Source organism: Winogradskyella sp. A3E31 (assembly GCF_046720935.1).
Taxonomy (GTDB): Bacteria; Bacteroidota; Bacteroidia; order Flavobacteriales; family Flavobacteriaceae; genus Winogradskyella.
In genome coordinates, this window is sequence record NZ_JBHNWH010000006.1 from 1 (window position 1) to 12,154 (window position 12,154).

A 12,154-nucleotide genomic window follows, 5' to 3' on the forward strand; every position below is an offset into this window, starting at 1 on the left:
CAGGGTTGCTGTATGGGTCGGTACCGTTGGTGAACTCATCACCGTTGCTCACTCCATCACCATCACAGTCCGCTGACTGCCAGATTGCATTTGTGTTATCATAGCCTGTATAACCCGCAGCTTGCATTGGGTCACATGGATCGTTTAAGTCAGTACCGTCATTGGTCTCATTGTCATCATCGATACCGTCACCGTCGGTATCACCTGGATTGTTGTAAGGGTCCGTACCGTTGGTGAACTCATCTCCGTTGGTCACACCATCACCATCACAGTCCGCTGCCTGCCAGATTGTATTTGTGCTATCATAGCCTGTGTAACCTGCTGGTTGCATTGGATCACATGGGTCGTTTACGTCAGTACCGTCATTGGTCTCATTGTCATCATCGATACCGTCACCGTCCGTATCACCCGGGTTGCTGTATGGATCTGTACCGTTGGTGAACTCATCACCGTTGCTCACTCCATCACCGTCACAGTCCGCTGTCTGCCATATTGCATTTGTGCTGTCATAGCCTGTATAACCCGTAGCTTGCATTGGGTCACATGGGTCGTTAGGATCAGTACCGTCATTGGTCTCAGTATCATCATCGATACCATCACCGTCCGTATCACCTGGGTTGCTGTATGGATCGGTTCCGTTAGTGAACTCGTCACCGTTACTCACTCCATCACCGTCACAGTCCGCTGCCTGCCAGATTGCATTTGTGCTATCATAGCCTGTATAGCCTGCCGGTTGTACTGGATCACATGGATCATTTAAATCAGTTCCATTTGTAGTCTCTATATCATCATCGATACCGTCACCGTCCGTATCACCTGAGTTGCTGTATGGGTCCGTTCCGTTGGTGAACTCGTCACCGTTGATCACACCATCACCATCACAGTCCGCTGACTGCCAGATTGCATTTGTGTTATCATAGCCTGTATAACCTGCAGCTTGCATTGGGTCACATGAATCGTTTAAGTCAGTACCGTCATTGGTCTCATTGTCATCATCGATACCGTCACCGTCGGTATCACCTGGATTGCTGTAAGGGTCCGTACCGTTGGTGAACTCATCTCCGTTGGTCACACCATCACCATCACAGTCCGCTGCCTGCCAGATTGTATTTGTGTTATCATAGCCTGTGTAACCTGCTGGTTGCATTGGGTCACATGGGTCGTTTGGGTCTGAATCCGTTCCATCTTCAACTCCATCACCATCAGTGTCAACAGGAGTACTACATGCACTATCAACACTAGGGTTTGTGACATCTGCATTTGTTCCTGTATATCCGTCAGTATTGCCAGTTACTCTTCCATTAGTAATATTATAACCTGTACCATCTAACTCACCAGGTATGGTAGAACTTTCAGTATAACCAGCTTCAAGGACATCATTACATCCATCACCATCGGCATCGGTATCAATATGATCTGCTAAACCATCTAAATCAGTATCAAAATTGTCATTAACACCATCACTATTTGTATCTACAAATCCTGGGTAATCTGGATCTAAATAATCTGGAAGCCCATCAGAATCCGAATCTGCACTTGTATCTACACCGCCAGATTCCTCTGTATCTAAAATTCCATCGTTATCATCATCTTCATCATCAACATCATACACGCCATCACCATCATTATCTGATGATGCATATACCGCAGCTGTAAATTGATCATCATCACCAGCAATAGTATCACCATCTACTCCTAAAATATCTGAAGCCGAACCACCAAGAGCTGAGGAAGGCGAAGAAGCAGTAGCAACAGCTATTCTAAAATTTTGTGTCGTCGTTATTCCAATATCAGAGAGTGGTACAATCCAGTCAATAAAAATAGGGTCTTGTGTACAACCAGGTGCATTATACAACGCTTCTGATCTTTGGGAATTATTTGCTGGGTCATAAGTTCCTATATTGACTCCATTTGTAGTACCGTCAACATTCTCTACAAGTACATCATTATTATTACCACTACCATATATGACCTCAATTTCGAATCCTGGGTTGCCAGGCACACTGTTTGGATCTTCACCTGCAAATTTTAAATCTGTATCGAATAAAAAACTGTACCCAAAAGCACCGTTTGCTTGTCGGGCAATTCGCATTCTGAAAATCATCAACTCATCACCATTATCAGGGATTCCGTCAGGATCAGAAATATAATAGTAACCGCCAGAAGCATTATTTGCTGAATTACTAACGATTTCAGACGCTGCACATGAAGAGCCTGTTTGTAAATCAGAAGACGGTTCTGGCTCTAATTGTGGCACTTCAATAAAGGGAATTTCGAATTGTGGTAACTCGTCACCAGCATTAAATGTGGCACCTGAAGTAGTTATCCAACCATCACCATTAGGATCCATTGGATTTGAACTTGGAGTTGCGGGTGTGTAAATTTGACCTGGATCTTGAGCAAATAATTGAGCTGAAGCAGCACAAATAAATACAAATAAAAAAGTAATATTACTTTTAAAAGTAGAGTTTTTCATGTTGATTTGGATTAATCTATATAAAAAATATATTATTTTCTACAATTCTTTTAATATTATAATATCGATGAAATGCATATTTCATCGATATTATGTGAATTTATGCAAATATATAATTAATAATTACATTTACAAATATTATTTATATATGAACAAATGTTCTGTTATGGAAATAAACAAGAACTAATATCATAGGTCGTTGGGAAGACTGTTAACCTATAATTATTTCAAAATATTAAATTTTTTTCTTTAAATATTGATGTATTTTTGAACGTAATACAACTCTTCTAGACATCAAAGAAAAGTAAAATAATTAGTTAAAAAAAAATATGTCCTTAATAAAGACCAAAAAAGATCTCTTTTATGATGAAGTCCTAAAACTTTTTTATGAAAAAGGATACAGTGCCACTACAATGCGAGACATTGCCGATCGAATGGGTTTTAAAGTATCCAATGTCTATAACTACATTGACAATAAGCAATCCATGCTAAGCATCATTATGACTAATATTGCTTATGAGTTCCATAATTCTTTGGAGGACATTGTTAATTCATCTTATTCCCCTGAAGAAAAGTTGAAACAAATTCTCTCGTCGCATATAAAGATTATTGCAAAAAAGCCTTATGAAATAGCCCTTACCATCAACGAATACAAAAACTTGGAGGAGCCAAGGCTTACCGAAATTCTTGCTATTAGAAAAAACTATAGCCACCATATACGCGAAATATTAAAAGAGGGTATCACGCTGGGACAGTTTAGACCCTTGGATGTATACGTAGCCTCAAACACCATATTATCAGCATTACGCTGGCTATATGACAAATACACCAATCCTAACTCCAAATCAAATCCTATAGAGGTTGAAAAGGAATTTATTGATTTTATTTTTGGCGGACTTAGAAAACAGTAAATTACTTTCTTATTATCATGATATAAATAGCATATTTTATTATATCTAATCTCCTTAATAATTTTATTGATTAAACTTATATTTGCACTCTAATTTTTGTAAATGAGTTTTAAGTCCGAAATACAACGCCGACGTACCTTTGGTATCATATCACATCCCGATGCTGGTAAGACCACACTAACCGAAAAGTTATTGTTGTTTGGTGGTGCCATACAAGAAGCTGGTGCTGTAAAAAGCAACAAGATTAAAAAAGGTGCGACGAGTGACTTTATGGAAATTGAGCGCCAACGTGGGATTTCCGTAGCGACTTCTGTATTGGCTTTTGAATACGAAGGCACTAAAATCAATATTTTAGATACTCCCGGTCACAAGGATTTTGCAGAAGACACCTTTAGAACCTTAACGGCGGTAGATAGTGTTATCGTTGTCATTGATGTTGCAAAAGGTGTTGAGGAACAGACGGAAAAGTTGGTAGAAGTCTGCCGTATGCGTAAAATACCAATGATTGTGTTTATCAATAAACTCGATCGTGAAGGTAAAGACGCTTTTGATCTTTTGGATGAAGTAGAGCAAAAATTGGGTCTTAAAGTGATTCCCATGAGTTTCCCAATTGGTATGGGTTACGATTTTAAAGGCATTTATAACCTGTGGGAGAAAAATGTAAACCTCTTTAGTGGTGACAGCCGTAAGAATATTGAAGAAACCATTGAGATAAGCGATTTAAACTCTGAAGAACTAGAGCGACTCATTGGTGAAGACGCTGCCGATGAATTACGAGGAAATGTTGAACTCGTTGAAGGCATTTACCCAAAGTTTGATAAGCAAGCCTATCTTGATGGTGACCAACAGCCAGTATTTTTTGGTTCGGCCTTAAATAATTTTGGAGTGAGAGAGCTACTCGATTGTTTTGTGGAGATTGCTCCTACCCCAAGGCCAAAGCAAAGTGAAGAGCGATTGGTTAAACCCGATGAAAAGAAATTTACAGGGTTTGTATTTAAAATCCATGCCAATATGGACCCTAACCATAGGGATCGCTTGGCTTTTGTTAAAATTGTATCCGGAGAATTTAAGCGTAACACTCCGTATCTGCACGTAAGACATAATAAAAAACTGAAATTCTCAAGCCCTAATGCCTTTTTTGCTGAAAAGAAAGAAATTGTAGATATCTCCTACCCTGGCGATATTGTTGGCTTGCACGATACCGGGAATTTTAAAATTGGAGATACGCTCACTGAAGGCGAAGACATCAATTACAAAGGCATCCCGAGCTTTTCGCCAGAGCATTTTCGATATATTAACAATGCTGACCCCATGAAGTCTAAACAGCTTAATAAAGGTATCGACCAATTGATGGACGAAGGTGTGGCCCAATTATTCACATTAGATCTTAATGGTCGAAAAGTAATCGGAACTGTTGGTGCGTTGCAGTATGAAGTCATTCAGTATCGCTTAGAGCACGAATATGGTGCCAAGTGTACTTACGAGAACCTTAATGTGCATAAAGCCTGTTGGGTAGAACCTGAAGATGAAAAGAACGAAGAGTTTCAAGAGTTTTTACGCGTGAAACAACGCTACTTAGCTAAAGACAAACGTGGACAGCTTGTGTTTTTAGCAGATTCTATGTTCTCATTACAGATGACACAACAGAAATACCCGAGTATTACCTTCCATTTTACGTCTGAATTTGAGAAATAACAAGTGTCGTTCATCGAAAAAATGAACAAAAATTGTATTTCGTCGTATTTTTTAGTTGTTTAATCGATAATTTTTATATATTGGTCATATAAACGCCTAAATTCATTTATAAGATTAACCCCAAACTAATCTACTTATGGAAGCAAACGCTAATGTTTTCAGCAATGCTGAAATTACGGTAACCTACGAGCCAAAATGCTGCATCAATGCAGAGTTATGTGCCAAGCAATTGTCGGATGTATTTAGACACACGGTCATCCCTTGGATAGATTTAGACGGTGCTAAGACAAAACGGATTATTAAACAAATTAAAAAGTGCCCATCTGGAGCTTTACAATATCATTTAAGACAAAAAGAAGAAGTCGCTTAAAACTTATCTAAACGACCGCTTAATTAAAAAACCCTCTTTTAGAGGGTTTTGTTTTATGATTTATAATGATTAAATATACTTATTGGGGGTATTATATAGTTTTGACAATTAATTTTTATTTATTGAGTTTTATTTTCTTTTTATTCTCGTATCGAAATTCATCAAGACTTTTAAGTTCTTTAGCTATTCTCTTTTTCCATTCCTTAATTTTTTGTTCATTTCTTCCACCTTCAGTTTCCTTTACTAATTCTAAACGGTATTCTGAAAATTCACTCATAATGCCATTGTTGATTTGGTTAATGATATCAAAACCTTTAGCAATTTCTTTCTTATTCTCTAGTGCTCTTTTTCTAAATTTTCTTGCATGGATTTCGGCAAGGTCAAACTGCATTTGTTGAAAGTCAATTTGTTTTTGGATGTCATCAACTTTGGTCGTGTCAATCCATGATGCGTTTCCAAGAAATATATTTTCTATTTTTTGATTAAGATTGCGTTTCATAAAGTCAAACCCACCTATTGCATGTAAAATCGTAAATTGGCTGAAAACTGCATCATTGTTCTCATCACTAATTTTGATTTTAAAATCTTTAATAGTTAATTTTTCTTCAGAGCTCCATCTTTTTTGTCCTTCTTGTAAGTTCTGTCCAAATGTTGGATATATTGCGCTAATTATAAATATCAGCCCTAATATTATTCTTTTCATACAGTACGAGTCAAAATTAAATTGTTAGTAGCTATTCACCTATGAGTAGCTCAGTGACTTGCTATTTAACTTATTAATACACAACAAACTGTAAATCTTTACCTGTTTACAGAAGTAAGCGAAAACAAGTAATTACTTATAACTAATGTTGCACATAGCTTTTTATTATTCAATTGTTGCATTATTCATAATCAAATCATACTTTTCACCATCATCTTGAATTAGCCCTCTTACTCGTATAAGCAAATTTTCTTTTAAACTTTTTTCATCGGATTTACAAGCAAATAAAACAACTAGCTTTCTTGTTTTTCCCTGATGTTCAACTTCTGACATGATGTAATCGTGTCCCCCATCAGCTCCAGTCGATTGAATTTTATATTTTTCTAAAATAAATTCGGTCAAGCCCTATTCTTTTTTTAAAATTCGTCTTCCATAGTTTTGTCAATCCAATCTACAAAATTTTTCCATTTAAAATTCGGGTCAGATTCAATATCATTAGAATTATGGTCAAAAATCACTACTGGAAATTCATTCTCAGAACTCCGATTATCAAAGCACCAAAAATCACCATTATCTTGCCTAAAAGGTGTTAAGTATTTAGGGTATTCTAATTCCTCATAATCTTTGAGAATTACTTCTAAATTCATATAAGGGTCAAGTTCTTTATTCGCAAAACCAAATCCATCAAAAGCGAAATCTCCAAGTGGAATTTCTTTGCAATATTTGAGTTGAAATTCTATAAATGACTTAGGAAACTTACAATTATATTTTTCAATTAAATCGTTCAAATCAGTTTCAATGGGTTCAGGACAATTCGCTGGTAAAGCAGGTTCTCGATCAGAATATTTTTCTTTTATATCTTCAAATGTCATTTTTAGTAAATTGTGTACAACTAAAGGATAAGAACTAGTTATGCTTGCCCAGTAGGCCCAAAGTTCAACGGCATAGGTGGTTGCTCGTAATCTTTGATTTCACCATGGGCCTTTTCAAAACGTCTTACATTGTCGTTTAAGGCCTTCACCAAACGCTTTGCATGTTGAGGTGTCAATATGATTCTAGATTTTACTTTACTCTTGGGTGCTCCCGGCATAATGTTTACAAAATCGACCACAAACTCAGATACTGAGTGATTGATAATTGCTAAGTTAGAATAGGTGCCTTGAGCAATCTGCTCGTCTAACTCTATATTTATTTGTCCTTTTTTAGGTGCTTTTTTTTCGTCTGCCATGTTTTTATGTTTAGATCTTTAGATCAGTTATCTATTTAATTCAAACTTACGAAAGAATAATCGGTTTTGGATATAGAAGCTTGTCAATCATTGAAAATTAGTGTCGGTGCAAACACGCTCTATCCTGCAAGGTCTATTTTTGGCCTTTTAGATATTGTGATTAAAAACCTTGCAGGACTTAGATAGCCTTGTTCTCGATACTCGATTTTTATAAAAAATCGAACTCGAACTGACGGTTTTTGGTTTTTAGGAGATTCCCGCTTTGCGCCTCCGCTAAAGCTATGGCGGCACGCGGACGCGGGAATGACAATTTATTGAAGTCTCGTATAAAAAAAGGAGGAAATAAGCACAAATTAAAAAACCTTCAAACATTAATATGCTTGAAGGCTTTTGGTTTTATAGATTCCCGCCTACGCAGGAATGACAAGAATTAGTTAAAATTCAACTCTTCTTTTTGCTTCATCATTTCATCAAATTCCGCTTTAGAACCTACGATGATATTATCGTAATCTCTAACACCTGTACCGGCAGGAATTCTATGACCTACAATGACATTTTCTTTAAGACCTTCTAGAGTATCTACTTTTCCGTTTACAGCGGCTTCGTTTAATACTTTTGTAGTCTCTTGGAAAGATGCTGCAGAAATAAATGACTTCGTCTGCAACGATGCTCTTGTTATACCTTGTAAGATTGGAGTTGCTGTTGCTGGATTTGCATCACGTGCAGTCACCAATTGCTTATCTTCTCTTCTAAGGATAGAGTTTTCGTCTCTCAGTTGTCTTGTTGTAACAATCTGACCAGATTTTAAGCTCTCAGATTCACCAGCTTCCTCAACGACTTTCATTCCGAAAATCTTATCGTTTTCTTCAATAAAGTCAGACTTGTGAACTAATTGGTTTTCTAAGAAAATAGTATCTCCAGAATCGATAATACGTACTTTACGCATCATTTGTCTTACAACAACTTCGAAATGCTTATCATTAATCTTCACCCCTTGTAAACGATATACTTCTTGTACTTCGTTAACCAAGTACTGCTGTACTGCAGAAGGGCCTTTAATGTTTAAGATATCATTAGGTGTTACAGAACCATCAGATAATGGCATCCCTGCTTTTACGTAATCATTTTCTTGTACAAGAATCTGATTCGATAATTTCACCAAGTATTTCTTAATCTCACCAAGTTTAGACTCGATAATAATTTCACGGTTACCTCTCTTAATCTTACCGAAAGATACAACACCATCAATCTCACTAACAACAGCTGGGTTAGATGGGTTACGTGCTTCGAATAATTCCGTTACACGAGGAAGACCACCTGTAATATCACCCGCTTTTGCAGACTTACGAGGAATCTTCACCAAAATCTTACCGATGTCAATCTTATCACCGTCATCGATCATAATGTGAGCACCTACTGGTAAGTTGTAAGAACGGATGGTTTCACCTTTCTTATCTTCAATCAATAAAGTCGGAATCAACTTCTTGTTTCTAGATTCTGAAATTACTTTTTCTTGGAAACCTGTTTGCTCATCAATCTCTACTTGATACGTTACACCTTGCTCAATGTTTTCGTAACGGACTTTACCAGCAAATTCTGATATAATAACTCCGTTATATGGATCCCACTGACAGATGACGTCACCTTTCTTCACTTTAGCTCCCGGCTTTACATAAATAAATGAACCGTAAGGAATATTATTAGTACTTAAAACAATTCCTGTTTTAGCATCTACTAATTTTAATTCAGACGTTCTAGAGATAACAACATCAACTTCTTTTCCGTCGCTATCTTTAGACTTCACTGTTTTTAAGTCTTCAATCTCAGCAACACCATCGAACTTCACAGTTAATTTGTTCTCTTCAGAAATGTTACCTGCAATACCACCAACGTGGAATGTACGTAATGTTAACTGTGTACCAGGCTCTCCAATAGATTGAGCAGCCACTACACCAACAGCCTCACCTCTCTGAACCATCTTACCGGTTGCAAGGTTACGACCGTAACACTTCACACAGATACCTTTCTTAGCTTCACAACTTAATGGTGAACGTACCTCAATTGATTCAACTGGTGAATTGTCAATGCGCTTAGCGATAACGTCATCAATGTGTTGACCTGCTTGTACTAATAACTCTTCAGTTAATGGATCGTAAACATCGTTTAAAGATGTTCTACCTACGATTCTTGCTTCTAATTTCTCAACAACCTCTTCGTTCTTCTTCAATGCAGAAACCTCAATACCTCTAAGTGTACCACAATCTTCTTCATAAACGATAACATCTTGAGAAACATCTACCAAACGACGTGTTAAGTAACCTGCATCAGCCGTTTTAAGAGCCGTATCCGCAAGACCTTTACGTGCACCGTGTGTAGAGATAAAGTATTCTAAAATTGAAAGTCCTTCCTTAAAGTTAGACAAAATCGGGTTTTCAATAATCTCACCACCACCTGCGTTAGATTTCTTAGGCTTAGCCATCAATCCACGCATACCGGTTAACTGACGAATCTGTTCTTTAGATCCACGCGCACCAGAATCTAGCATCATATACACAGAGTTGAATCCTTGCTGATCTTCACGAATACGCTTCATAGACAATTCTGTCAACTCAGCATTCGTAGATGTCCAGATATCAATAACCTGATTGTAACGCTCATTATTGGTAATAAGACCCATGTTATAATTAGCCATAATACCATCAACTTGAGTATTGGCTGCATCAATCATTGCGTGCTTTTCTTGTGGAATAATGATATCACCTAAACTAAATGACAATCCACCTTGGAAAGCGAATTTGTATCCTAAAGTCTTGATTTCATCAAGGAACTCTGCTGTTTCAGGTACAGAAGTTACTTTAAGGATATTACCAATAATATCTCTTAAAGACTTCTTAGTTAAAATATCATTAATATAACCTGCTGCTTCAGGTACTTTTTCGTTGAAAAGTACACGACCAACAGTAGTCTCTATAATTTGACTTGTTAATTCTCCTTCTTCATTAAAGTCCTTCGTACGCACTTTAATTCCGGCATTCAAATCAACTTTTTTCTCATTGTAAGCAATAGTTACCTCTTCTGGTGAGTAGAATGTTAATCCTTCACCTGTGACAGGCACTTCTTTTGTTGACTTTCTAAGCTTGGTCATATAATATAAACCAAGAACCATATCCTGAGAAGGTACAGTGACTGGTGAACCGTTAGCAGGGTTCAAAATATTATGTGATGCCAACATCAACAATTGAGCTTCTAAAATAGCTTCTGGTCCTAATGGTAAATGAACCGCCATTTGGTCACCATCGAAATCCGCATTAAATGCAGTACATACCAATGGGTGAAGCTGAATCGCCTTACCTTCAATTAATTTAGGCTGAAACGCTTGAATACCCAAACGGTGAAGCGTAGGAGCACGGTTTAGCAATACCGGATGTCCTTTAAGAACATTCTCCAAGATATCCCAAACCACTGGCTCTTTTCTATCTATAATCTTTTTGGCTGATTTTACAGTCTTTACAATTCCTCTTTCGATTAACTTACGAATGATAAAAGGCTTGTAAAGCTCAGCAGCCATATTCTTTGGAAGACCACATTCAAATAATTTCAACTCTGGTCCAACGACAATTACCGAACGTGCTGAATAATCCACACGCTTACCTAATAGGTTTTGACGGAAACGTCCTTGCTTACCTTTAAGTGAATCTGAAAGTGATTTTAATGGTCTGTTTGAATCTGTTTTAACCGCAGAAGACTTACGTGTGTTATCGAATAAAGAATCTACAGATTCTTGAAGCATACGCTTCTCGTTACGTAAAATAACCTCTGGTGCTTTTATCTCAACAAGTCTCTTAAGACGGTTGTTACGGATAATAACACGACGGTATAAATCATTTAAATCTGACGTTGCAAAACGCCCACCATCTAATGGCACTAATGGTCTTAACTCTGGTGGAATCACAGGAACAGCCTTAAGGATCATCCATTCTGGCTTGTTTTCTCTGTTTTCGTTAGAGTCTCTAAATGCCTCAACAACCTGAAGACGCTTTAACGCTTCTGTTTTACGTTGCTTAGATGTTTCGTTATTTGCTTTATGACGTAAGTCGTAAGACAATTCATCTAGGTCGATACGCGCTAAAATATCAATTAGACATTCAGCACCCATTTTAGCAATAAATTTATTAGGGTCAGTATCGTCTAAATATTGATTTTCTTGTGGAAGAGATTCTAAAATATTTAAGTATTCTTCCTCCGTTAAGAAATCCATCTTCTGTACCGGTTCACCTTCTGCATTTACTGCATTACCTGGTTGAATAACCACATAGCGCTCATAGTAAATGATCATGTCTAATTTCTTAGACGGTAAACCTAACAAATAACCTATTTTGTTTGGTAACGAACGGAAATACCAGATGTGTGCTACAGGAACAACCAAGTTGATATGCCCTACACGGTCTCTACGTACTTTCTTCTCTGTTACTTCTACACCACAACGGTCACAAACAATACCCTTGTAACGTATTCTTTTATATTTACCACAAGCACATTCAAAATCCTTAACGGGACCAAAAATTCGCTCACAGAACAAACCATCTCTTTCTGGTTTGTGAGTTCGATAATTAATAGTTTCTGGCTTTAAAACTTCACCACGAGATGCTGCTAAAACAGACTCAGGTGAGGCTAAACCGATAGAAATTTTGTTAAATTTCTGTACTGTATTCTTATCTTGATTTCTTGCCATAATTCTTTATAGTCTTGAGTCTTTGGTCTTTAGTCGATA

General features: G+C 37.2%; 8 protein-coding genes and 1 pseudogene. 3 read left to right on the forward strand and 6 right to left on the reverse strand.

The features are described 5' to 3' along the window. Window positions 1–2,476: pseudogene (locus ACFEMA_RS08375) on the reverse strand (hypothetical protein); the annotation flags it as partial. A 329-nt stretch (window positions 2,477–2,805) separates the two neighbouring features. Between ACFEMA_RS08375 and ACFEMA_RS08380 the strand changes: the two are divergent. The 3 genes from ACFEMA_RS08380 (at window position 2,806) to ACFEMA_RS08390 (ending at window position 5,452) form a co-directional block, all read left to right on the forward strand. After that, a complete protein-coding gene (locus tag ACFEMA_RS08380; RefSeq protein ID WP_411767692.1) occupies window positions 2,806–3,387 on the forward strand; it encodes a TetR/AcrR family transcriptional regulator in 582 nt (193 codons plus the stop codon). A 102-nt stretch (window positions 3,388–3,489) separates the two neighbouring features. Further along, window positions 3,490–5,082: a peptide chain release factor 3 gene (locus ACFEMA_RS08385; protein WP_411767693.1), complete on the forward strand. Its 1,593-nt coding sequence runs from the start codon at window positions 3,490–3,492 to the stop codon at window positions 5,080–5,082. A gap of 136 nt (window positions 5,083–5,218) precedes the next feature. Beyond that, window positions 5,219–5,452 (forward strand): (4Fe-4S)-binding protein, encoded by a 234-nt coding sequence (locus tag ACFEMA_RS08390; protein WP_411767694.1) that lies wholly within the window; start codon window positions 5,219–5,221, stop codon window positions 5,450–5,452. Between the two features lie 115 nt (window positions 5,453–5,567). Here the strand turns inward: ACFEMA_RS08390 and ACFEMA_RS08395 are convergent, their stop codons facing one another. From ACFEMA_RS08395 to rpoC, 5 genes are all read right to left on the reverse strand, one after another. Then, window positions 5,568–6,155: a hypothetical protein gene (locus ACFEMA_RS08395; RefSeq protein WP_411767695.1), complete on the reverse strand. Its 588-nt coding sequence runs from the start codon at window positions 6,153–6,155 to the stop codon at window positions 5,568–5,570. 165 nt (window positions 6,156–6,320) lie between these two features. Continuing rightward, entirely contained in the window at window positions 6,321–6,557 is a 237-nt protein-coding gene (locus tag ACFEMA_RS08400; protein ID WP_411767696.1) for a hypothetical protein, read from the reverse strand. A 14-nt stretch (window positions 6,558–6,571) separates the two neighbouring features. Continuing rightward, window positions 6,572–7,027 carry an SMI1/KNR4 family protein gene (locus ACFEMA_RS08405; protein WP_411767697.1) on the reverse strand — a complete coding sequence of 152 codons (456 nt, stop codon included), beginning with the start codon at window positions 7,025–7,027 and terminating at the stop codon, window positions 6,572–6,574. Between the two features lie 38 nt (window positions 7,028–7,065). After that, a complete protein-coding gene (locus ACFEMA_RS08410; RefSeq protein WP_411767698.1) occupies window positions 7,066–7,383 on the reverse strand; it encodes a DUF3467 domain-containing protein in 318 nt (105 codons plus the stop codon). 430 nt (window positions 7,384–7,813) lie between these two features. After that, window positions 7,814–12,115, reverse strand: a complete 4,302-nt coding sequence (gene rpoC, locus ACFEMA_RS08415) for a DNA-directed RNA polymerase subunit beta' (RefSeq protein WP_411767699.1) — start codon at window positions 12,113–12,115, stop codon at window positions 7,814–7,816. Window positions 12,116–12,154: the final 39 nt, after the last annotated feature.